This is a genomic window from Azospirillum formosense, from assembly GCF_040500525.1.
Lineage (GTDB): Bacteria > Pseudomonadota > Alphaproteobacteria > Azospirillales > Azospirillaceae > Azospirillum > Azospirillum formosense_A.
In genome coordinates this window covers 2,024,358-2,047,350 of the sequence record NZ_CP159402.1, presented here as the reverse complement: position 1 = coordinate 2,047,350, position 22,993 = coordinate 2,024,358, and the positions used below count along the sequence as shown (strand labels likewise).

Annotated in this window: 18 protein-coding genes and 2 pseudogenes; 15 read left to right on the top strand and 5 right to left on the bottom strand. The window is 70.0% G+C overall.

Annotation, left to right across the window (positions count from 1 at the left end):
* Positions 1 to 59: 59 nt before the first annotated feature.
* Complete coding sequence (locus tag ABVN73_RS09770) at positions 60 to 1,217, top strand: DUF3095 family protein (protein ID WP_353857818.1); 1,158 nt, start codon at positions 60 to 62, stop codon at positions 1,215 to 1,217.
* A gap of 123 nt (positions 1,218 to 1,340) precedes the next feature.
* Here the strand turns inward: ABVN73_RS09770 and ABVN73_RS09765 are convergent, their stop codons facing one another.
* Positions 1,341 to 1,790, bottom strand: a complete 450-nt coding sequence (locus tag ABVN73_RS09765; protein WP_353857817.1) for a YccF domain-containing protein — start codon at positions 1,788 to 1,790, stop codon at positions 1,341 to 1,343.
* 232 nt (positions 1,791 to 2,022) lie between these two features.
* Here ABVN73_RS09765 and ABVN73_RS09760 point away from each other — a divergent pair, with 232 nt between their 5' ends.
* Both ABVN73_RS09760 and ABVN73_RS09755 read left to right on the top strand, forming a co-directional pair.
* Entirely contained in the window at positions 2,023 to 2,583 is a 561-nt protein-coding gene (locus ABVN73_RS09760) for a hypothetical protein (RefSeq protein ID WP_353857816.1), read from the top strand.
* Positions 2,584 to 2,840: 257 nt separating this feature from the next.
* Entirely contained in the window at positions 2,841 to 3,611 is a 771-nt protein-coding gene (locus ABVN73_RS09755; protein ID WP_353857815.1) for an alpha/beta hydrolase, read from the top strand.
* A gap of 31 nt (positions 3,612 to 3,642) precedes the next feature.
* Here the strand turns inward: ABVN73_RS09755 and ABVN73_RS09750 are convergent, their stop codons facing one another.
* Both ABVN73_RS09750 and ABVN73_RS09745 read right to left on the bottom strand, forming a co-directional pair.
* Positions 3,643 to 4,305 (bottom strand): response regulator transcription factor, encoded by a 663-nt coding sequence (locus ABVN73_RS09750; protein ID WP_353859476.1) that lies wholly within the window; start codon positions 4,303 to 4,305, stop codon positions 3,643 to 3,645.
* Positions 4,306 to 4,549: 244 nt separating this feature from the next.
* Positions 4,550 to 5,239: a response regulator transcription factor gene (locus tag ABVN73_RS09745; RefSeq protein ID WP_353857814.1), complete on the bottom strand. Its 690-nt coding sequence runs from the start codon at positions 5,237 to 5,239 to the stop codon at positions 4,550 to 4,552.
* A gap of 561 nt (positions 5,240 to 5,800) precedes the next feature.
* Between ABVN73_RS09745 and ABVN73_RS09740 the strand changes: the two genes are divergently transcribed.
* Positions 5,801 to 8,143: a UvrD-helicase domain-containing protein gene (locus ABVN73_RS09740; protein ID WP_353857813.1), complete on the top strand. Its 2,343-nt coding sequence runs from the start codon at positions 5,801 to 5,803 to the stop codon at positions 8,141 to 8,143.
* A 148-nt stretch (positions 8,144 to 8,291) separates the two neighbouring features.
* Positions 8,292 to 9,488: a hypothetical protein gene (locus tag ABVN73_RS09735; protein ID WP_353857812.1), complete on the top strand. Its 1,197-nt coding sequence runs from the start codon at positions 8,292 to 8,294 to the stop codon at positions 9,486 to 9,488.
* Positions 9,489 to 9,504: 16 nt separating this feature from the next.
* On the opposite strand, the gene ABVN73_RS09730 is transcribed toward ABVN73_RS09735, so the two are convergent.
* A complete protein-coding gene (locus ABVN73_RS09730; protein WP_353857811.1) occupies positions 9,505 to 10,611 on the bottom strand; it encodes a PDZ domain-containing protein in 1,107 nt (368 codons plus the stop codon).
* 350 nt (positions 10,612 to 10,961) lie between these two features.
* On the opposite strand from ABVN73_RS09730, the gene ABVN73_RS09725 reads away from it, so the two are divergent.
* The 10 genes and pseudogenes from ABVN73_RS09725 to ABVN73_RS09680 all read left to right on the top strand — a co-directional run.
* A complete protein-coding gene (locus ABVN73_RS09725) occupies positions 10,962 to 11,876 on the top strand; it encodes a 50S ribosomal protein L11 methyltransferase (protein WP_353857810.1) in 915 nt (304 codons plus the stop codon).
* Positions 11,877 to 11,943: 67 nt separating this feature from the next.
* Positions 11,944 to 12,405: a TerB family tellurite resistance protein gene (locus tag ABVN73_RS09720; protein ID WP_014241242.1), complete on the top strand. Its 462-nt coding sequence runs from the start codon at positions 11,944 to 11,946 to the stop codon at positions 12,403 to 12,405.
* Between the two features lie 109 nt (positions 12,406 to 12,514).
* Positions 12,515 to 14,545, top strand: coding sequence for an aminopeptidase P family protein (locus ABVN73_RS09715; RefSeq protein ID WP_353857809.1), 2,031 nt, complete (start codon positions 12,515 to 12,517; stop codon positions 14,543 to 14,545).
* A 366-nt stretch (positions 14,546 to 14,911) separates the two neighbouring features.
* Positions 14,912 to 15,277, top strand: coding sequence for a chemotaxis response regulator CheY (locus ABVN73_RS09710; protein ID WP_014241240.1), 366 nt, complete (start codon positions 14,912 to 14,914; stop codon positions 15,275 to 15,277).
* A gap of 3 nt (positions 15,278 to 15,280) precedes the next feature.
* Complete coding sequence (locus ABVN73_RS09705) at positions 15,281 to 16,390, top strand: protein phosphatase CheZ (protein WP_353857808.1); 1,110 nt, start codon at positions 15,281 to 15,283, stop codon at positions 16,388 to 16,390.
* A gap of 200 nt (positions 16,391 to 16,590) precedes the next feature.
* Positions 16,591 to 17,328, top strand: a complete 738-nt coding sequence (locus tag ABVN73_RS09700; protein ID WP_353857807.1) for a protein phosphatase CheZ — start codon at positions 16,591 to 16,593, stop codon at positions 17,326 to 17,328.
* A 155-nt stretch (positions 17,329 to 17,483) separates the two neighbouring features.
* The gene (locus ABVN73_RS09695; RefSeq protein WP_353857806.1) at positions 17,484 to 18,302 is read left to right on the top strand and encodes an outer membrane protein assembly factor BamD; all 819 of its coding nucleotides are present in this window, start codon (positions 17,484 to 17,486) and stop codon (positions 18,300 to 18,302) included.
* An 8-nt stretch (positions 18,303 to 18,310) separates the two neighbouring features.
* Positions 18,311 to 19,981 carry a DNA repair protein RecN gene (gene recN, locus ABVN73_RS09690; RefSeq protein WP_353857805.1) on the top strand — a complete coding sequence of 557 codons (1,671 nt, stop codon included), beginning with the start codon at positions 18,311 to 18,313 and terminating at the stop codon, positions 19,979 to 19,981.
* 204 nt (positions 19,982 to 20,185) lie between these two features.
* A pseudogene (locus ABVN73_RS09685) lies at positions 20,186 to 20,839 on the top strand (S8 family serine peptidase); the annotation flags it as partial.
* Positions 20,840 to 20,923: 84 nt separating this feature from the next.
* Positions 20,924 to 21,385 (top strand): annotated as a pseudogene (locus tag ABVN73_RS09680) (carbohydrate-binding domain-containing protein); the annotation flags it as partial.
* Positions 21,386 to 21,632: 247 nt separating this feature from the next.
* Here the strand turns inward: ABVN73_RS09680 and ABVN73_RS09675 are convergent.
* The gene (locus ABVN73_RS09675; RefSeq protein WP_353857804.1) at positions 21,633 to 22,991 is read right to left on the bottom strand and encodes a globin-coupled sensor protein; all 1,359 of its coding nucleotides are present in this window, start codon (positions 22,989 to 22,991) and stop codon (positions 21,633 to 21,635) included.
* Between the last annotated feature and the right edge of the window lie 2 nt (positions 22,992 to 22,993).

Sequence of the window (22,993 nt, the reverse complement as noted above, 5' to 3'; positions counted from 1 at the left end):
GGAGCGGGGCGCGGTGTGGAGCGGCCCGTCTCCGGACCCCTGCTGGCGCGAGGAAGGCGATGCCTCTGCCGTCCATCCAAGATTTCACCGCCGAAGCCGCCGACCCCGCCCATTACGCGGCGCTGGACGGCGACTGGGCGCTGGCCGTCGCCGACGTGGTGGCGAGCACGCGCCTGGCCGCGGAGGGGCGGCACCGCGACGTGAATTTCGTGGCCGCCGCGGTGGTCGCCGTCCTGTCGGAGGCGGTGCGCGAGCCGGAGCAGCCCGCCGCCTGCCAGTTCGGCGGGGACGGCGCCATCGCCGCAGTTCCGCCGGGACGCCGGGCGGCGGCCGAGCAGGCGCTGGCGGCGCTGGCCCATTGGGCGGCGACCGAGATGGATGTACCGCTCCGGGTCGGCCTCGTGCCGGTGCGGGCGCTTCTGGACGAGGGGCTGGAGGTGCTGGTCGCCCTGCAGGAGTTCGGCAACGGCGACGCCTTCGGCCTGTTCCTGGGGCGCGGGGTCGCCGCGGCGGACGCCTGGGTGAAGGCCGATCCGCGCTGGCGGCTGGAGCCGCGGCCCGGTCCGCTGACCGGGCTGGAGGGCGTGTCCTGCCGCTGGAGCCCGGTGAACAGCGCGCGTGGGGTGATCCTGTGCGTGATCGTCGACCCGCTGCCCGACGGCGGGCCGGGACTGTCGGTGCTGTCCCGCGTCCAGGCCGACATCGAGGGGATCGTGCCGACCGCCACGGCGGCGCCGCTCGGCATGGGGGAACGGCTGGCGGTGCGCTGGCCGCCCTCCTGGCGGTCGCTGTGGCTGGAGGCGCGGACGCGCCCGCGCGGGCGGCGTCTGGCCTGCGCCCTGTCGGCGCTCGGGAAATCCGCCCTGCTCGCCATGATGCTGGGGGCCGGGTGGCGGGTGGCCGGCTTCGATCCGGACCGCTACCGCCGCGGCATGGCCGAACGGTCGGACTTCCGCAAATCGGCGGGCGGGCCGCGCCTCGTCCTGGATGTGACGGAGGACGAGGCCGGCGCCATCGAGGCCATGCTGGCCGCCCACGCGGCGGCCGGGCGCATCCGCTACGGCACGGCGCGGGCGGCGGCCTCCACCATGACCTGCCTGGTCGGCGACCTCGCCGCCGACCGGCACGTCCATTTCGTGGATGGGGCGGAACTCGGCTTCTGGCGGGCCTCGGTCATGCTGAAGCGGATGGCCGGGCGGCAACCGTCCGCTCCCTAAGGCGGAATGCGTTCCGCTCCGGACCGCGACGGCGGTCCCGGCCGCTCATGCGGGCGAAGCCCGGCCGGCGCATGAGGCCATGGGAGTCCAAAGCGAATGAAAAGTCGCTTTGGACTCCGCGGCTCAATAGGCCCCGCGGCCGAGCAGGCGGCGGCGGGATTCCGCCTCGTCCACCGTCACGATCTCGGTGCCGACCGGCCACAGGGCCAGCAGGGCGAGCTTCAGGTGCGCCCAGGCGAAGGGCAGGCCGATGATGGTGATGGCAAGGCCGACCGCGGCCACCAGATGGCCGAGCGCCAGCCACCAGCCGGCCAGGACGAACCACAGGATGTTGCCCAGCGTGCCGAGCAGGCCGGTGCCGATGTCCTCGCGGCCACGGAACTCATCCCGGCGGACGGCGGTTTGTCCAAAGGGCAACAGGGTGTACCAGGCGATCGTGAAGGCCGATCGCGCCCACGGAATGCCGACGATGGTGATGACCATCAGAATGGCGGCGAGGAGCCATCCCGCGGCCATCCAGATGCCGCCGGTCACCACCCACAGGATGTTGAGAAGAAGGCTGAGGAAGGGCATCGGGTGTTTCTCCTTTTGCCCGCACATGTGGGGATGGCGGGTGGCTTCGCCCAGAGGAGGGATCGGCAAAAGTGGCGCATCGAAAGATTCATCCCCTCCCGGCTTCCGGCGGCTTGAATGCCTTCCGGAAAGGCCACAGATCGAAAGAGGGACCTTTGAGCAAAAAGCGGTTCCGCAGGGAACCGGGGTCCGCGCCGCACGCCATCCAGGGTATCACCGGATCGGAGGCCGCATGAACGAGGTCCAGAACCACGAAGACTCCACCGACGCCGCCATCATGGGCGACGAAGCCGAAAGCATGGCGCCGGTGGTCACCGCCATCCTTGGCACCGCCATCGCCGCGGCGGCCAAGCGCGCCGGCACCGCCGACGTCGCCCACGGGGTGATCGCCGGGTTGCGCCTGCTGCGCTCCGCCGCGGAGTCGGAGGCCGGCTACACCATGGGGGCGGCGATCGACACCGCCATCCGCACGCGCCTGCTGGTGGAGAACCTGTCGGCCCTGCGCACCACCGGGTCCGCCCCGGCGCCGGTGCCGCTGCCCCAACCGGGGCCGGGGGTGGCCATCGCGTCGGCCATCTTCGTCAGCGCCGCCGAATCCTGCCTCACCGTCAACGCCCACGCCGAGGACAACGGGCCGCTGGAGATGGCCGTCTTCGCCTTCTCCACGCAGTTGATCCAGCAGCTCGGCGGGTCGCCGGACTGGCGGGACCTGATGCGCGAGCTGCACCGTCCGTCCGAGCCGCGCGATGACCGTCCGGTCGAGGCGCTTCCCGACGGCAACACCATCCATTGATGTTTCCCATTGATGTTTCCGGCCCGCTGACGTTTCCGGGCCTTAATGGTCCCAATTCTTGTGCGGCTTCCGCGGATAAAGTCGGAACTGCACAACAATTGGGGTAAAAACCTGCGATTTTCGGGATTTACGGCCACCGTTCGCGCCATTTCGGGCCTTTTTATGGTACGGGACAAGGCCGCGAACCCTCCATTAGGCTCCCTGTCAATCGGCGGAGACGATCTCCGCGCCATGTTCGGGAATCGGGGAGCGGAGCCTTGACCATACACAGCAGCGCCGGGCGCCCCGCGGGGGCCGCGTTCGGCATCGTGCCGTCGTCGCCCGGCGAGGCGCCGACCGCACGCTGCGGCGCATCGCGGGAGGTGGGGGCGGGTTGCCTCGTCGCCGGCGATCCCGCGGGACGGCGGATCATCCTGGTCCATGCGGCGTCGAGCGATTCACGGGCCTGGACCCGCCTGCTGCGCGCCGTCCCGGCGGGACAGGAATGGGTGGCGGTTCCCCGACCCGACCCGGCGCCGATCAACGGCGCCTCCCGCCTGCGCGGCGGCGATCCCGGCGTGCCGGCGGCGGCGCTGCGCCCGCTCTTGACCCTCCGCCGGTCGCGCAAGCCGCTGCTGATCGGCTGCGGCAGCGGCGTGCCGGTGGCCTTGCGGGCCGTCGTGGATTTCCCGGAACTGGTCGGCGGCCTTCTGCTGATCGACCCGATGGCCGAGGAGACAACCAGGCCCGGCGTGCTCCGCCGCATCGCCGCCCGCATCCTGCCGCCGGTCGCCCGCGACAGCGCGGCGGAGCTTCGCGCCATGGCGCCCGCGCTCGACGCGGTCCGCGTGCCGGTCACGCTGGTTCAGGGCAAGGACGTGCCGGACGGCGTGCCGGGCGCGTCCTTCCTGGAGCAGCGCCTGACCGGCTGCCGCACCCTGACCGTGGTCACCGTCCCCGGCCAGCAGGTCTTGCCCGCCAAGCACGAAACGGCCATCCGCGGCGCGCTGGCCGCGTTGGTCGCCTCGGTGGAGCGGGGAGGGGCCTGAGGCCGGAACAGAGGCCGGAGACGGCGTCGGGTCAGAGTCCGTTCGCGGTGATCGCCGCCTGGGTGCGGTTGCGCACGCCGAGCTGGCGCAGGATCGCCGTCACATGCACCTTCACCGTGCCTTCGGTCAGGCCCAGCTCGTGCGCGATCTGCTTGTTGGACTTGCCGTCGCGCAGGCGGTTCAGCACATCGCGCTGGCGTGGCGTCAGTTGCTCGCCCGCCCCGTCGGCCAGGGCGCCCAGCGGGTCGGCGTCCGCCGCGCCGCCGCCGGCGTGCGGCGCGCTGTCCGTCATCCGGTCGCCGCGGATCGCCTGTTCCGGAAGATAGACGCCACCGGCCAGCACGAGCTGCAGGGCACCCATCAGCACCTTGGCGCTGCTCGACTTCGGGATGAAGCCGGCGGCGCCGTTCTCCAGGGCGGCCAGCAGGTCCGACCGCTTCTCCGATCCCGACACCACGACCAGGAGCGCCTTGGGAAGCCGCTGGTGGATCTCGCCGAGCAGGGAGAAGCCGTTCCACCCCGGCATGCCCAGATCCAGGAGGATCAGGTCGAAGGCGATGGCGCCGTCGCACAGGCGGCGGACGTCGTCGAACGTCCCGGCCTCGTGAAACACCATGCTGTCGTCCGACTGGGCGAGCAGACGCCGCAGCCCGTCCCGGAACAGCAGGTGGTCGTCGGCAAGCAGAACGTTCAGGGTCGGCTTTTCCGCGCTGGCTTCCATGATGCTCATCGTGTCGGGGCTGCGATCCAACCAAATTCGGAATGTAATGCGGAAATAGCCATCATCATTTCGAGGCGGAAGAGCGCCTTTGGTCCTATGGCGCACCACCTATGGCATGCCGACACACCCAAAGCGGGTGCCCCGAACGCCGGAACGCCGGCCGCGGGATGGCGCGGCCGGCGTTCCGGGTGCCGGGAAGCAGAACCGAAGGGATGCGTCAGACCACGCCGGCGCTGACCCCGGCGGCTTCCGCCGGCTGATCGCCGATGCCGTTGTTCAGCGCCCAGATGGCGGCCTGGGTGCGGTTGGAGGCGTTGATCTTGCGCAGCAGGCTCTTCAGATGGACCTTCACCGTGGCCTCCGTGATGTGGAGGTGGTTGGCGATCATCTTGTTGGAGTTGCCGTTCAGCAGGCAGCGCAGGATCTGGATCTCGCGCTGGGACAGACCCTTGCGGCGGGCCGGAACCTCGGTCGCCAGCTCCTCGCTGCGGCCGTTGATCAGCAGCTCGGCCAGATGGGTGGGGAACACCTTCTCGCCCATCATCACCAGCTTCAGCGACTGCATCAGCGCTTCGCAGGCGATGTCCTTCATCAGGTAGCCGTGGGCGCCGGCGCCGAGCGCGCCCGACAGGCGGCGGGTGCACAGGTCGGTGGTCAGGATGACGACGCGGATGCCCGGATGGCCGTCCCGCAGGGCGCGGAGCTGGTCGACCTCGTCCTCGCCGCCGTTGGCGAGGTCGATGAGGATCAGGTCGGGCTGGGTGCCCGCCGCCTCGACCGCGGGGACGCCCTCACGCAGGGTGCCCGCCTCGCCCATCACCTTGAAGGGCGTGTTCTCGAACAGACGCTTCATGCCTTCGCGGAAGAGCTTGTTCGCGTCGATCAGGAAAACGTTCACGGGGTCCATTGTTCCTACCCGCCCTCTGTTTGTTTCAATTCGTCGTTCGTCTGGCGCCTCCGTGGACATCCGGTCCGGGGGGAGGGCCGCTCTCCGCGGCTGTCCGTTTGGTTCCGGGGTGCCACGATCTGATTGGACCTTACCCCGGATTTGCGGAACAGAAAATTTCCCCAAAGGAAAAATTATGTCTCGCAATGGGCATATGCCCTAAGCCGAAATAAGACAAACCGTCCAACGAACCATTCACGAATGTCGCGCGCGGAATAATCATTCGGTCAAGAATTCGGTTCAGCCTTTGATTTGTCTGTGACTGCGGATGATTTTTTGGATCCTATGGCCAATGTGACTTCGGGCCATTGTGATAAGACCAGCGTTATGGTGTCGGACATAGTGCGGGGCGTGGTGATCTCGGCCCATGGGCCTAGTCCCATGTCCATTGGCGGAGCGCCCCGGCCGTTCTGTCAAGGGAAGGGGTTCGATGCGCCGGGGGGCGTGCTATATACGGTGTCCTCTTTCGATGAAGGGCGTCTCCCGACCGCGGGGGAGCCCACCCAGGAAATCCGGTGCCGCATGTCCGATCCCTACGCCTACGACGATCCGCTGGGCCATGATCCCCTCAGCCACGCGGGCGCTCCGGCCCCCGCGCCGGCGCAGCGTTTCGCCTATCTGGACGGGCTGAACCCCGTGCAGCGCGAGGCGGTGGAGGCTCTGGACGGCCCGGTGCTGGTTCTGGCCGGCGCCGGCACCGGCAAGACGCGGGTTCTGACGACGCGGCTGGCCCATCTTCTGATGACGCGCCGCGCCGCCGCCTTCCAGATCCTGGCGGTGACCTTCACCAACAAGGCCGCCCGCGAGATGCGCGAGCGCGTCGCCCATCTGGTGGGGATCGAGCCGGAGGGCTGGTGGCTGGGCACCTTCCACGCGCTGGCCGCGCGCATCCTGCGCCGCCACGCCGAGCTGGTGGGGCTGAAGTCCAACTTCACCATCCTCGACACCGACGACCAGATCCGCCTGATCAAGCAGCTTCTGGAGGCGGCGAACGTCGATTCCAAGAAGTGGCCGGCGCGGCAGGTGCTCGGCGTGATCGAGCGCTGGAAGGACCGCGGCCTGACGCCGGACCGGCTGAACGAGGGCGACGGCGGCGATGTGGCCGGCGGGCGCGTGGTGGCGCTCTACCGCGCCTACCAGGAGCGGCTGCGCACGCTGAACGCCTGCGACTTCGGCGACCTGCTGCTGCACAACATCACGCTCTTTCAGAAGCACCCCGACGTGCTGGCGGAATACCACCGCAAGTTCAAATACATCCTGGTGGACGAGTATCAGGACACCAACGTCGCCCAGTATCTGTGGCTGCGCATCCTCTCGCAGGCCCACAAGAACATCTGCTGCGTCGGCGACGAGGACCAGTCGATCTACGCCTGGCGCGGCGCCGAGATCGGCAACATCCTGCGCTTCGAGGCCGACTTCCCGGGCGCCAAGGTGGTCAAGCTGGAGCAGAACTACCGCTCCACCGGGCACATCCTGTCCGCGGCCTCCGGCCTGATCGCCAACAACAAGGGGCGGCTCGGCAAGACGCTGTGGACCCAGGCGGACGGCGGCGAGCCGGTGCGCGTGCGCGGCGTCTGGGACGGCGAGGAGGAGGCCCGCTGGGTCGGCGACGAGATCGAGGCGCTGCAGCGCCAGGGTGTCTCGCTCGCCCAGATCGCCGTCCTGGTCCGCGCCGGCTTCCAGACCCGCGAGTTCGAAGAGCGCTTCATCACGCTGGGCCTGCCCTACCGGGTGATCGGCGGCCCGCGCTTCTACGAGCGCCAGGAGATCCGCGACGCGCTGGCCTATCTGCGCGTCGTCAACTCGCCCGACGACGATCTCGCCTTCGAGCGCATCGTCAACGTGCCCAAGCGCGGCGTCGGCCCGGCGGCCCTGCAATGCCTCTATCAGGCGGCGCGCTCGCGCGGGATGCCGCTGACCGAGGCCGGCTGGGCGCTGACCGAGACGGACGAGCTGAAGCCAAAGGTGCGCGGCGTGATGCGCAACCTGCTTCAGGATTTCTTCCGCTGGCGCACCCTGTCGGCGACCATGCCGCACACCGAACTGGCCCGCATGGTGCTCGACGAGTCCGGCTACACCCGCATGTGGCAGGAGGACAAGACGCCCGAGGCGCCGGGCCGGCTGGAGAACCTGAAGGAACTCATCACCGCCATGGCGGAGTTCGAGAACCTGTCGGGCTTCCTGGAGCATGTCGCCCTGGTCATGGAGAACGCCGAGGCCGCCGGCGTCGATCAGGTCACGGTGATGACCCTGCACGGCGCCAAGGGGCTGGAGTTCGACATGGTCTTCCTGCCCGGCTGGGAGGAGGGCGTGTTCCCCAACCAGCGCGCGCTGGACGAGACCGGCATCGCCGGGCTGGAGGAGGAGCGCCGCCTCGCCTATGTCGGTCTGACCCGGGCGCGCAAGCGGGCCTACATCAGCCACGCCGCCAACCGGCGGCTCTACGGCAACTGGGTCAGCGCCATCCCCTCGCGCTTCGTGGAGGAGATCCCCGGGGGCGACGTCGAGGCGGAGGCGGCGAGCGGCCTCTATCCGGGCGGCAACGCCGGCGGCGGGGGATTTGGCGGGGGAGGGAGCTTCCGCGACTCGTCGAGCTACGCCGCCTTCCGCGCCGGTCAGCAGGCGGCGGGCCGGCAGCAGTCCCCGTCGCCGCGCACCATCACGCTGGACAGCGGGTCCTATCAGGTCGCCCCGCGCGCCCGTCCCAACGCGCCCTTCCCGAAGGGTGCGCGCGTGTTCCACCAGAAGTTCGGCTACGGCACCGTCACGGCGGTCGACCAGGACAAGCTGGAGATCGACTTCGACCAGGCCGGCAGCAAGAAGGTGATGGACAGCTTCGTGGTGCCGGCGGAGAAGGCGGGCTGAGGATCAGGGGGCGCTGAAGGCAGGGTGACCGATTGCCGCAGCGTCCCGCCGCGGTGACGATCGTCACAGGCCGGGCGGCGGCGTTCGGCTACTGGTTGCGCACAGACAGCGTGCCCACAGCCGCCCCAACAGCCACGGAACCCACCCAGTGTTCGGCAAGAGCAGCACCGCGTTCGAGGTCCAGATCCGCCGCGAGGGACGCTGGACCATCGAGGGGACCTACGACGACGAGCGCCGGGCCCTGGCCTCCGCCCGCAGTTGGCTGGCGGTCAGCGGGGTTGAGGAGGTCAAGGCCATCAGGTTCCGCACGCTGGCCGGGCTGTCGCTGGAGATGGTGATCTTCCAGAAGGCCGTCCCGGTGGTGAAGGACAAGCCGATGACGCTGGGCGGCACGGCGGAGGGCGCGCCCTATTGCACGGCCCCCGGCGATCTCTACGGCTTCGAGTCGCGGATGGTCACCGGGCGGCTGTTGCGGCCTTTCCTCGACAAGTTCCGCATCACCCCGACCGAGCTTCTCCACAGCTGGACCTACCTGCGCAAGCTCGACGAGCAGGGTCTTCTGCTGGGCGCGGCGCTCCAGGCGGTGGCCCGCCACCACGCGGACCGCCATGGCGTCGCGGTGCCGGCGCGGGCGCGCGAGCTGCGGGCCTTCGCCGACGCGGTGATGGCGCGCGCCCGCGACTTCCAGGCTGAGCGCAAGGCTCTGCCGGCCTTCGATCCTGCCGACCTCTCCCGGTCCAGCCGGGTCCTCGCCGCCGCGGTGGGGGAGGAGGGGCACGACTTCGCCTTTCTCAGCCAGCTCACCATCCATCTGGCCGACCGCAATTCGCTGGCGGGCAAGATCGAGATGCTGCTCGACCTGATCGGGCCGGACGTGGAGCCGCGGCACCTTGCGCTGCTCGACGGGGTGATGGCCGACGCGCTGGGCTCCGCGGAATTGGTGAAGGAGCTTCTGGGGGCGCAGCCGAACCTCGCCCTGGGGCTGTGCGCGCTGGCCGACCTGATCCTGGGCCGCGACCCGCAGCCCAAGAGCGAGCCGGTCAGCCCTTTGCTGGCCCACATCGGCGCGCTGATCGTCCAGGGGCGCGCGCCGTGCTGCCGCGCCGTCCTGCTGGAGCGCATCCAGCAGTCGCTGAACGGCACCCAGCCGCTCGACCGCCGCGACCCGAGGAAGGAGGCGCTGCTGGCCGACCATCTCGCCACCCATCTGCGCGATCCGCAGGGGCGCCTGCTCGGCGGCGCCGAGGTGGAGAAGGCGCTGGCCCGCCGCCTGATCCGCCACCGTCAGGCGATCCTGCGGGAGCAGGGGATGCACGACATCGCCGACCGGCTGTCGGGGCGTTGACCCCGCCGGCTTCGCCTCACGGCGCCGGCGGCGACCAGGCCAGCTCGGTCACCGGCTTGTCCCGCCGCAGCGCTTCGTAGACCGCCGCACCCTTCTCGCGGTCCGTCTCGCACAGCATCATCAGAACGTCGGAGTCGGCGCTGGCCGACGTGCAGACCGTGGAATCCCGGTTGCAGGTCGGCCGCGGGTGCGGCGCCAGCCAATATCCGGGTTGAGCCTTCCGCGCCGCCTCCCAAAAAGCCGTCGTCAGCTTGGCGCTTTCCGCCTCGCTGCCGTCGTTGCGCACCGTGAACAGCGGCGAGTGCACGCTGCTCGAGAACAGGCCCGAACCGGTCATCTGGGCCACGCAGAAGCGCTCGCGCACCGGCGCCGCCGGCAGGACCGGCGCATCGGCGTACACAGCACCCGGCGGCAGCGCCGGGGTGGTGCTGGTGATGGGGCCGACGATCAGCTCGCGCGGCTCGCGGGCGCGCCACAGCTTGACCAGCACGCTCTGCCCGCTGGGCACCGCGCCCAGAACACGGCGCATCTGCATCACATCATCCACCGCGACGCCGCGCACCTCCAGGATCACGTCGCCGCCGCGGATGCCCGACAGCTCGGCCGCCTTGCCCGGGAGCAGCGCCGTCACCACCAGACCGCGCGGCGACTCCAGCCCCAAGGCCTGCGCCAGTTGGGCGGTCAACGGACCCACAGCCGCTCCCATCGCCCCCTGCGGTTCGCTCGCCGGTGCCGCGGCGGGAGCGACCGTGCCGGCCACCGCTCCGCTGATGCCATTGGGGCCGGTGGTGACGGTCGTCGCCGGTGCGGAGCCTGCACCCGCCACCGTGCCGCCACCCTCCGCGCAGCTCTGTTCCGCCATGACTTGACGCACCGCCTTGATGTTGACCACCACCGCCTCGCGGTACGACGGGTCCACCGTGGGCAGTTGGTCGATGTAGCCTTTCTGGAGCGACGCCAGGGCTTGGCAGCCCGTGCCCCGGTAGGAGGGGACCATATCGGCCACCAGCGACGCTTCCGACCGCATGCTCGCCGCGTTCATCGCTCCGATCGCCAGCCCGGCCGGATCGAGCGCGCAGCCCGACACCATCGCCGCCCCGGAAACCGCCACCAGCGCGGCCATCCATGCCCTGGCCGCTTTGCAAACACGCTGCATCAAGCCCGTCTCCCCCCTGTGCCCACAAAACAGCCTTTGGCGGACCCCTGGCCCGCTTGTCTCCGGGTGCAGTGTGCCCGCTCAAAAGTGGTAAGAAAAGCGGCAGCAAGCCTGTGACGTGCTTTCGTCGGCCAAAATGCCGCACGCCGGGGTCGATCCAGCGTGGCCGACCGGTTTCCGGGTGCGGCACCCGTGTGCGGCGATGGCGAACGCGCTCGACCGCGGGACGTCCCGGCTGCAGGAAATCTTTGTGTCTCCGCGTCTGTGTGTTTAAGTCTCCCACCAGACAACGACCACCCCATCATCGGCGACCTTCCATGTCCTCCTCCAAGCTCTGGCGCATCGCGCTCGTCATTCCCGAAGCCCACGCCCCCGCGTTCGCCGAGGCGATTGGCGATCATGCCGATGCGGTGTCCACCTTCGAGCTGGAGGAGCACGGCGACTGGCTGGTCGAGGCGACGGTCTACGGGCAGCCGGACGAGCCCCGGCTGAACGCCCGCGTCGCCGTGCTGGCCGAGGCCGTGGGCATCCCCGAGCCCAAGCTGATCATCGAGGAACTGCCCCTCATCGACTGGGTGTCGCACAGCTACCAGGGCTTCCCGCCGATCCAGGCCGGGCGCTTCTTCGTCCACGGTTCCCACCATGAGGGGATCGTTCCGGCGGGCAGCATCCCGCTGCTGGTCGACGCCGCCACCGCCTTCGGCACCGGCGAGCACGGCTCGACCAAGGGCTGCCTGATGGCGCTGGACCGGCTGGCCCGGCGGATGAGCCTGCCGCGCGCCGGACGGGGCGGGGCGCTCGACATGGGCTGCGGCTCGGGCATCCTGGCGCTGGCGGTGACCAAGCGCTGGCGGGTGCCCGTCACCGCCGTGGACATCGACCCGGAGGCGGTGCGCGTCACCCGCGTCAACGCCGCCCTCAACGGGGTGAAGGCCCGCGTCCGCTCGCAGGGCGGCGACGGCTACCACACCGCCATCGTTGGGAAACACAAGCCCTACCGGCTGATCACCGCCAATATCCTGGCCCGCCCGCTGGCCCGCATGGCGCCGCAGCTGAAGCGCCACCTGCAGCGCGGCGGCGTCGCCGTTCTGGCCGGTCTGCTGAACCGGCAGGAGCGCCACGTCATCCAGGCGCACCGCACCCAGGGCCTGCATCTGGTCGCGCGCATTCCGGTCGGCGAATGGACCACCCTTGTGGTGAAGCGCCCGAAGCGGAAGGCCGTAAAGGGCTGACACCCCTGGATTTCGGTCCTTCCGTCGCCAATGTCTTCCGGACATATGGACGACCCGCGGAGGACCGATGCTGAACCGGATCAGGGCGCTGTTCCAGGAGAACGACCCCGGCGACGACCGCCACAGGCTGGAGGCCGCCGCCGCCGCCCTTCTGGTCGAGGCCGCACGCACCGACAACACCATTTCCCAGGCGGAGCGCGAGCGCATCCTCGACGTCACCCGCCGCCATTTCCACCTGAGCGAGGAAGAGGCGCAGGACCTGCTGTCGGCCGCCGTGTTCGACACGGAAGGCGCCTCGCCCTACTACCGCTACGTCACGGTGATCAACGACCACTGCCCGCCGGACAAGCGGCTGTGGATCATCGAGATGCTGTGGGAGGTCGCCTACGCCGACGGCGAGCTGAACGACCTGGAGGCCAACCTGCTGCGCCGCATCGGCGGCCTGCTCCATGTCCCCGACGTCGACCGCGGCCTCGCCCGCAAGCGCGTGCTGGAGCGGCTGGGCCTGCCCGACGATTCGGGGCTGTAGGGCGTCTCCCCGGAGCCTTCACGCGGCTATGCCCTTTCCCGCGCTTGCGCGGTGGGGCGTCCCTGCCTAGCCTGTCGCGGACGGCTTCACCGGATGAGGATCAGCCCCCGTGTCCAGCGCTTACCGCGGCGACGAAACCCTGGCGCAGCTTCTGGCCCAAGCGGGCCTGTCCCAAACCCCCGCGGACATCCGCAGCCTCGTCGCCGGGGTGCTCGCCGCGCCGGAGGGGGAGGACCCCGACGGTTGGATGGTCCTGGTCGGGGCGCGGATTCCGGAGGATCTCGCCGGTCAGCTCCGCGCTCTGAAGGCCGAACTCGCGGACAGCCGCGCCGCCCCGGCGCCCGATTACGCCGCCCGGATCGCCGCCCTACGCGGCGTCCTGGCGCGCGCCGACCTCGACGGCTTCATCGTGCCGCGCGGCGACGAGCATCAGGGCGAGTATGTGCCGCCGCGCGCCCAGCGGCTCGCCTGGCTGACCGGCTTCACCGGATCGGCGGGCCACGCCGTCGTGGGACGGCAGCGCGCCGCCATCTTCGTGGACGGGCGCTACACCCTCCAGGTCCAGGCGGAGGTGTCGGGCGATCTCTACGAATACCGGCATCTGGTGGACGATCCGCTGAGCGAATGGGTGGGAGAGGCGCTGCCGCGCGGCGGGCGGCTCGGCTACGACCCGTGGCTGCACACCGCCGGCTGGGTGGAGCGCACCCGCCAGCAGCTGGAGCGCATCGGACTGTCGCTGGTGCCCTGCCCGGACAACCCGGTGGACCGCGTGTGGACGGACCAGCCGCCGCCGCCCCTGGCCCCGGTGGTCGCCCAGGACCTCGTCTTCGCCGGGGACAGCGCCGCCGACAAGCGCGCCCGCATCGCCGGCGATCTGGCGCGCAACGGCATCGGCGCCGTGGTGCTGACCCAGCCCGACTCCATCGCGTGGCTGCTCAACCTGCGCGGCGCGGACGTGCCCTGCACGCCGTTGCCTCTGTCCTTCGCGATCCTGAAGGACGACGCGCAGGTGGACCTGTTCATCGACCGCCGCAAGCTGGCGCCGGGCGTCGAGGCCCATCTCGGCAACCAGGTCGCCGTGCGCGCCCCGGACGAGCTGGGGACCGCGCTCGACGCGCTGGGGCGCGAGGGGCGCAAGGTCATGGCCGACCCGGCGAGCACCTCGGCCTGGATCTTCGACCGGCTGCACATGGCCGGCGCCAAGCTGGAGCGCGACCCCGACCCCTGCGCCCTGCCCAAGGCCTGCAAGAACGAGGCGGAGCTGGCCGGCACCCGCGCCGCCCACGCCCGCGACGGCGCGGCGCTCGTCCGCTTCCTGCACTGGCTGTCGCAGGAGGCGCCGTCGGGCACGGTGACGGAGATCGCGGCGGCGGACCGGCTGCTGGCCTTCCGCCGCGCCAACGACCGTTTCCGCGGCCTCAGCTTCGACACGATCTCCGGGGCGGGGCCGAACGGCGCCATCGTCCATTACCGGGTGTCGGAGGCGACCGACCGCCGGCTGGAGCCGGGTAGCCTGTTCCTTCTGGACAGCGGCGCCCAGTATCAGGACGGCACCACCGACGTGACGCGGACCATCGCCATCGGCGCGCCGACCCCGGAGATGCGCGAGCGCTTCACGCTGGTTCTCAAGGGCCACATCGCCGTCAGCACGGCGCGCTTCCCGCGCGGCACCACCGGGTCGCAGCTCGACACGCTGGCCCGCCTGCCGCTGTGGTCGCTGGGGCTCGACTACGACCACGGCACCGGCCACGGGGTGGGCAGCTACCTGTCGGTGCACGAGGGGCCGCAGCGGATCTCCAAGGTGCCGAACAGCGTCGCGCTGCAGCCCGGCATGATCCTGTCCAACGAGCCCGGCTACTACAAGACCGGCGCCTACGGCATCCGCATCGAGAACCTGATCGTCGTCCAGCCGCTCGACCTGCCGATGGCGGAGCGGCCCATGCTGGGGTTCGAGGTGCTGACCCTGGCCCCCATCGACCGCAATCTGGTCGAGCCGGCGCTGCTGACCCAGGCGGAGATCGCCTGGCTGAACGCTTACCACACCCAGGTGCGCGAGGCGCTGGAACCGCGGCTCGCGGGTGAGGGGGATGCCGCCGTGACGCAATGGTTGAGGCAGGCGACCTCCCCGATCATCGTCTGAGGGAAATGCCCCGGCGTGGACCATTGCCGGCGGGTGAGGGCGCGTGGAGCGAGAATCAGCCCGTGCGTTCGCCTGTGAATTCTGGCAAGGTCCCCACCCGGCGCAGGGGTATGCCTGTTCGGACCACCGCCGGACGCGCGCCCGCACCCTGGACGCGATGCCAATCGCGTCGGGGTTTGGCGGAAATTCGGCGGTCTTGGTAACCCGATATTTACGGGCGTGCGTCACTGTGGCCGTGAGGGATGACTTTTCGGCAGACTTAAGGCATCACAGTCGGACCAGACCGACCTCGGCGCACGCCATGCCGCGCCGGGCGGCTGAACGCCGGGCCGGTGCCTAGCAACGGAAGAATGCGGAGACGCGTAGATGAAGATCCTTGTCGTCGATGACTACGCCACCATGCGGCGCATCGTGCGGAACCTCCTGACCCAGATCGGCTACACGGACATCGACGAGGCCGGCGACGGCGTCTCGGCCCTGCAGAAGCTGCGCGAGAGCAAGTTCGGCCTCATCATTTCCGACTGGAACATGGAGCCGATGACCGGTCTGCAGCTCCTCAAGGAGATTCGCGCCGACGCCAAGCTCGCCTCGACCCCGTTCATCATGGTCACCGCCGAAAGCAAGACCGAGAACGTGATCGCCGCCAAGCAGGCCGGTGTGAACAACTACATCGTGAAGCCTTTCAACGCCGATACCCTGAAGCAGAAGATCCAGGCCGTCATCGGCGGGTAAGGAGTGGTTGGGTTGGATCAGCTTCCGCAGCTTTCCGAGGAAGAGTTCGACCAGATCGAGGAAGCGATCGCCCGCACGACCAAGGGGCGAGCCTTCCTGCGCCGCTTCCACCGCCGGGCCCATGGGGCCGCGGCGGAGGAGGTGCGCAACATGCTGCTGGAGTTCCGCAACTCCTGGCATCAGCAGAGCGAGGTGGTGGAAGCCTCCAAGCACGTCGAGGTTCTGCGGCGCGAGCTGATGGAGATGGCTGCCTCCATCGAGCAGGCGCGGCGCGAGGTCGCGGCCCTGCGTCCGCCCGACGCCGGCGGCGACAAGATCACGTCGGCGACCAACGAGCTGGACGCCATCGTCATCTCCACCGAACGCGCGTCCTTCGAGATCCTGAACGCCGCCGAGCGGCTGATGGACCTGTCGGGCAAGCTGAAGGCGGACGGCGCCGACCCCGGCCTGTGCTCCGAGATCGAGGGGGAGGTGACCAACATCTTCACCGCCTGCTCGTTCCAGGACCTGACCGGCCAGCGCACCAGCAAGGTGGTCAACGCGTTGCGCTACATCGAGCAGCGCGTCAACGCGATGATCAACATCTGGGGCGTCGAGAAGCTCGCCGGCATCCAGGTCTCCCACGAGAACACGGACACCCGGCCGGACGCCCATCTGCTGAACGGTCCCCAGCTCGACGGCCTCGGCGTCAGCCAGGCCGACGTGGACAGCATGTTCGACAGTCCGGCGATGGCGGCACCGCCTCCGCCGGCTCCCGAACCGCCGCCCGCTCCGCCTCCGGCCGCCGCCCCGGCGGCCCAGACCGGAGCCAAGGCGAGTCAGGCCGACATCGACAGCCTGTTCGACAGCCCGGCCCCGGCCCCCGCCGCGCCGGCGAAGGCCAGCCAGGCCGACATCGACAGCCTGTTCGACAGCCCGGCTCCCGCCCCGGCCGCGGCGCCGCCCGCCCCGGCTGCGGCTCCCGCCGCCAAGAAGCCGGTGCCGAAGCCGGCCTCGGCGGCCAAGCCCGCTCCGAAGCCGGTTGCCAAGCCGGCCGCCGCCGCCCCGCCGCCCGCGGCGGACGAGCCTCCGGCGCCCCTGGATCAGGCGGCCATCGACGCCCTGTTCGGCTGACCCCACGGTCAGCAAGACGGTTCGGCGTCGGAATTGTGAAGAGTTGCCGCAGCGCCAATCGGCCGGCGCATTGGGACCTGAAGTTTGCTATGACGATCGTCGCCCGCCGGGTCGATGCCGGCCTTGGCGGGCAGTCCTGACCAGACGGGCCGGCGTGCGCGGATGCCCCGGACGTCCCTTCGGAAAGAGGCGCAGCCCGCATGAGGAATCTCTCGAAACCCTTCATGGCGGAGCTTCAGAAGGCCCGCCGGACCGGCAACCCCTACCAGGCGGTGGCGGATGACGCCGCCGCCCTGGCGCCGGCGCTGGCGTCGCTGCCGTCCGGTCCGGTCACCGTGGACAACAGCGACGTCATCCGCGCCATCAGCGATCTCGGTGCGAAGCTCGACCGCTTCCTGACCATGGACGCCCAGCAGATCGACCAGATCCAGGTCGAGATCGCCGACATCTCCGGCCGCATCAAGGCCACCAAGGTGGAGATGGCGGCGATTCGCCACCCGCTGGCCGGCGACGACAAGTTCGTGCAGGCGTCGCAGGAGCTGAACGCCGTCGTCTCGGCGACGGAGGCCGCGACCAACACCATCATGGCCTGCGCCGAGGAGCTGGAGGAGGTCGTCCACGAGCTGAAGTCGTCGCTGCCGGAGGGCTACCACGCCGACCGCGTCAACGACATGAACGACGTGATCGTCCGCATCTACGAGGCCTGCAACTTCCAGGACCTGACCGGCCAGCGCATCACCAAGGTCGTCCGCGCCCTGTCCTTCATCGAGGAGCGCGTCGACGCCATGATGAGCCACTGGAACAAGCGCGAGTTCGAGGCGATGCCTCTGCCGCCCACCGTCACCAAGATGGACGAGACGCTGGAGCTGCACGGCCCGGCCGACCATCAGGAGATGGGCAACATCAGCCAGGCCGACATCGACGCCCTGTTCGGCTGATCGGTTCGGCTGAGCCGACCCCGCTTTCCGCCTTCCAATCCGGCCGCCCGGCCGCGTCACGGCGGCGAGGTTCGAAATTTGTTCGCCGAAGCGGCTTGCCGCCCCCGCGCCCCGGCGTGCTATATAGGGCCAACTTCGAAAGCATCGCGACGACCATGCCCCGCCGTTTTTCCCGTCTGCCGCTTGCGGCCCTCCTCCTGGCTTCCGCCCTGACCGCCTGCTCCTCGACCAAACCCGAGGACCAGTATGTCGAGCGCCCGGCCGAGCAGATCTACCAAGAGGCCGACGCCGCCATGCGGGAGGAGCGGTTCAAGGTGGCCGCCAAGCTCTATGACGAGGTGGAGCGCCAGCACCCCTATTCCGAATGGGCGGGCAAGGCGCAGATCATGGCGGCCTACGCCCATTACCAGGATCTGAAGTACGACGACGCGATCCTGGCGCTCGACCGCTACATCCAGCTCCATCCGGGCAGCCCGGACGTCGCCTACGCCTACTACATGCGGGCTCTGTCCTATTACGAGCAGATCACCGACGTCCGCCGCGACCAGCGCATGACCCGTATGGCGCTCGACGCGCTGTCGGAGGTCGTGCGCCGCTTCCCGGACAGCCAGTACGCCCGCGACGCCAAGATCAAGATCGACCTGACCAACGACCATCTCGCCGGCAAGGAGATGGAGGTCGGGCGCTTTTATCTGAAGCAGCGCCAGTACACCGCCGCCATCGGCCGGTTCCGCATGGTGATTGAAAACTACCAGACCACCTCCCACGTCCCTGAGGCGCTGCACCGGCTGGTGGAGTGCTATCTGGCGCTGGGTATCACGGACGAGGCGAAGACCGCCGCCGCCGTGCTCGGCCACAACTTCCCCGGCAGCGAATGGTACACGGACAGCTACGCACTGCTGGTGGACGCCAACGTGCGTCCGGAGCGAAACGAGAAGTCCTGGATCAGCAGAGCCTGGAGCTCCCTGTTCTAGGACGATCCATGCTGGCGTCGCTGACGATCCGGGACGTCGTCCTGATCGAACGGCTGGGGCTGGGCTTCCGCAAGGGCCTGTGCGTCCTCACCGGCGAGACCGGTGCGGGCAAGTCGATCCTGCTCGACGCGCTGGGTCTGGCGCTGGGCGCGCGGGCCGATTCGGGCCTCGTCCGCCACGGCGCCGATCAGGCGTCGGTGACCGCGGAGTTCGACCTGTCGGGCGACCACCCGGCGCTCGCCATCCTCAGGGAGCAGGGACTCGACCCCGAGGAGCGGCTGGTCGTCCGCCGCACCGTCAGCGCCGATGGGCGCAGCCGCGCCTGGGTCAACGACCAGGCGGTCGGCGTCGGCCTGCTCAAGCGGCTGGGCGAGGAGCTGGTCGAGGTCCATGGCCAGTTCGACACGCACGGCCTCCTGAATCCGCAGACCCACCGCGGCGTGCTGGACGCCTACGCCGGGCTGGCCGCCCAGGCCGCCCAGGTCGCCGCCACCCACCGCGCCTGGAGACAGGTCGAGGACGCGCGCGCCAACGCCGCCGCCGAGATCGCCCGCGCCCGCTCGGAGGAGGAGTATCTCCGCCATGCCGTGGCCGAGCTGGACGCGCTGGCCCCCAAGGCCGGCGAGGAGGAGGAGCTGGCCGAGACCCGCGCCGTGCTGATGCACCGGGAAAAGCTGGTCGACGCCCTGAACGCCGCCTATGGGGAGCTGTCGGGCGACCGCGGGGTGGAGCGCGCGCTCTCCTCGGCCATCCGCACGCTGAGCCGAATCGCCGACAAGGCCGCCGGCAAGCTCGACCCGGTCATCGCCGCCCTGGACCGCGCCGCGACCGAGGCGGGGGAGGCCATCGCCGGTCTCCAGGCCGTGTCCTCCGACGTGGACATGGACCCGCAGGCCCTGGAGAAGCTGGAGGAGCGGCTGTTCGCCCTGCGCGCCGCCGCCCGCAAGCATGGGGTGGACGTGGACGCGCTGGCCCCCCTGCGCAAGGACATGGCCGACCGGCTGCTGCTGATCGAGGACCAGGGCGATCTGCTGGCCCGCCTCGCCCGCGAGGCCGAGGTCGCCCGCGACGCCTACCGCAAGGCCGCCGAGTCGCTGAGCCGGGAGCGCCAGCAGGCCGCCGGCCGCCTGGATACGGCGGTCGCCGCCGAACTCGCCCCGCTCAAGCTGGAGAAGGCGAAGTTCCGCACGCTGGTCGAGCCGCTGACCGACGAATCGGACTGGACGGCGTCGGGCATGGACCGCGTGGCCTTCCAAGTCGCCACCAACCCCGGCTCCCCCCCCGGCGCGCTGAACAAGATCGCGTCCGGCGGCGAGCTGGCGCGCTTCATGCTGGCGCTGAAGGTGGTGCTGGCCCAGACCTCGACCGTCGGCACGCTGGTCTTCGACGAGGTGGACACCGGCATCGGCGGCGCCGTCGCCGCCGCGGTGGGCGAGCGGCTGAAGACGCTCGGGCAAGGGCTCCAGGTGCTCGTGGTCACCCACAGCCCGCAGGTCGCCGCCCGCGGCTCCATCCACCTGAAGGTCCAGAAGTCGGTGAAGGGCGAGCAGGTGACGACTGGCGTGGTCGAGCTGGACGGCGACGACCGCCGCGAGGAGATCGCCCGCATGCTGTCCGGCGCCACCGTCACCGCCGAGGCCCGCGCCGCCGCTGACAGCCTGATCGCCGGCCGGGGATAACTTCCGGGAATCCCATGCCCGCCGCACGGAACGCGCCCTCTCCCCGGAGGGGAGGGGGCCAAATCCGCCGTCGAGGTCACAGCAATCGCCCGCAGCGGTCATACGGCGGCCACAGCAAAACACGCATAGTCCAGCCTTGCGCGTCCGGTAACCGGGCGCCGTTCGCCCAAGAACGAACGCCCAAGAACGAACAAGGTTGGCAAGATGTCGAACAGCTCCGCTTCCGCCGGCAACGTCGTCGTGATCGACAGCGGCCTGTCCTCCGCCTGGAACACGGGCCGGCTGGTCTACCAGCATGACTTCTACGGAAACGACAACGACGTCATGGTCGCCAACGCGAACACGCACGGCGCGCTGGTCACCGCGGAAATCCTGGAGAACGCGCCCGACGTCGGCATCATCGCGCTGAAGGTCATGCCCGACGACGGCAGCGGCGCCAGCGAGGCCAACATCGAAAAGGCCCTGCAGTGGGTCGTCGCCAACGCCGACGCCTACAACATCACGGCGGTGAACCTGTCGCTGGGCGGCGGCGCGCAGACGACCGCGGCCACCACCTCGATCTCCGACGAGCTGGCCGCTCTGGCCGCCAAGCGCGTGCTGACCGTGGCCGCCGCCGGAAACAGCGGCGACGGCGGTGTGACGCAGGGCGTGTCCAGCTACTCGGCCGACGTGAACCAGATCTGCGTCTCGGCCTCCACCGGCGACGGCGCCTTCCCGTCCTGGGCGCAGCGCAGCCCGACGCTGACCGACATCTGCGCCGACGGCACCGACGTGCGGATCACCAACCTGTCGGGCGTCACCTACACGGCCAACGGCTCCTCCTTCGCCGCCCCGGCGGTCACCGCGGCGGTGGCGAAGGCGCAGCAGGCGTGGGTGGAGCAGACCGGCACCCGGCTGACCCAGGGAGAGTTCCTCGATCTCGCCCGCAGCACCGGCAAGGCCATGGGCACCGCCGGCTTTTTCGAGCTGGACACCGACGCCCTGCTCGCCAAGATCGCCCAGTCGGCGCCGGTGCCCACAGCGCAGAGCGCCACGACGATCACCGTCAACGCCTCCGGCGCGCCGGCCGGCGGGGTGAACGCGCATTTCAAGCTGCTGGTCGACGGCAAGACGGTGGGGCAGGCCACGGTGGATTCGGCGGCCAAGGACTACAGCTTCACCGCAAACCTGACCGCCGACCAGGCCCACAAGGTGCAGGTCCAGTACGACAACGACGGCTTCGTGAACGGCCAGGACCGCAACCTGTTCGTCAACAAGGTCACCATCAACGGCACCGCCCACAGCCCGACCGCCGCCAACGTCACCTATGACAAGGGCGCGCTCGACGGCAAGGACGTGGTGAAGGGGCAGGCCGGACTGTGGTGGAACGGCACGCTGGTCGTCGACGCCGACAAGTCCTGGTTCCCGTCCTCCGCAGGCGCCTCGGGAAGCGGCGCCATGGCCTCGGCCCTGTCGGCGGACGGCCAGGACACGGTGTGGCAGCACCTTGTCGCCCAGGGTCTGGAGGCCGCGGCGCCGGTCCATGCGGATGCGGTGCCCTCCATGGCGGATCTCGGCCTGTCGGGGGATGTCCACGCCCTCGCCGCGCTGACGGACCATCACCCCGACCCGCTGCATCCGTTCGACGCGGCCTGATCGACGCCCCCCTGCCTCACGCCGCCACGCGCAGCGACATCATGTGCGACAGGAACTTGTCCAGCGCGGCGCGCAGTTCGTCCGCCGTCCCGGTCAGCCGCGCGGTGGTGTGGAAGGCGTCCTCGACCGACGCCATGACCGACCGCGCGCCGTCGGCGAGATGCCCGGCCTCATCGGACATGCGCTCCGCGGAGCGGCTGGCCTCATGGATGTTCTGGGCGATCTCGCGGGTGGCGTCGTTCTGCTGGCCCATGATGGACAGCACGTCCTGCGAATGGGTGCGCAGCGCCCCGACCACCGTCCCAATCCCGGCGATCTCGTCGCGGGTCCGGCCCGTCGCGCCGTCGATCTCCTGAAGCAGGCGGGTGATGTCCTCGGTGGCTCCGGCGGTCTGCTTGGCAAGCACCTTCACCTCCGCCGCCACCACGGAGAAGCCGCGCCCGGCCTCGCCGGCGCGGGCCGCCTCGATGGTGGCGTTCAGCGCCAGCAGGTTGGTCTGGTTGGCGATGGCGTTGATCAGCTTCAGCGTCCCGCCGATCCGCCCGGCGATCCCGGCCAGCGCGGTGACCGCCTCGGTCGAGCGCTGGGTGGCGGCCTGCGCGTCGTCGACGATGGAGAAGGCGCTCTCCATGCGCGACACCACGCTGTGGTTGGTGGCGGTCAGCTCCTCGGCGGCGGCGGCGATGGCGCGGGCGTTGCTGGCGGTGCCGGCGACCGCGACGGTCAGATGCTCGGTGCGCACGCCGGTGTCCTGGGCGATGTCGCGCACCGCGCCGGTCGCCGCGTTGACCGCCGCCGCCGAGTGGCCGACGGTTTCGATGGCGCCCTGCACGGTGTCGCGGAAATTCTCCGCCAGTTCGACCAGCATCCGGTTGGTCATGGTCATCACGGCGGTGCTGTAGGCGTCGAAGGACAGGTCGAGGTCGAGGAAGATCGCGGTTTCCACCGCCCCCATGATCCTCATGGCGCGCGGCGCGTCGCGGCGGTGCCGCTCGCCGATCAGACCGCCCAGCCGTCCCATGACCAGCCGGTAGGCTCCGAAATACCAGCGCGGGTGCAGGCCGATGCGGTAATGCGCCTGGCCCACCGCCTTCACGCGCGTCAGATAGACGTCGTCGAAGCTCCCGGAAAAGAGATGTCGCCAGTGGTTGACCTGGGCTTCCTTCAGCCGCTCGACGGATTTTCCGTCCAGGATCGTCCGGAGTTCCGGAATGGCGAGGAGGTGGTCGTAGAAGTCCTTGAGAATGATAGGCAGCTGCGGCTCGGCGATGCTCCAGGCTTCCTTCAGAAGCGTGGCCGTGTCACCACCAATCCGCAGAAAGGAGAGGCGTTCCTGAATCCCGCCTTGAGTGCCGGCTTGAATGCCACGGTCCATGG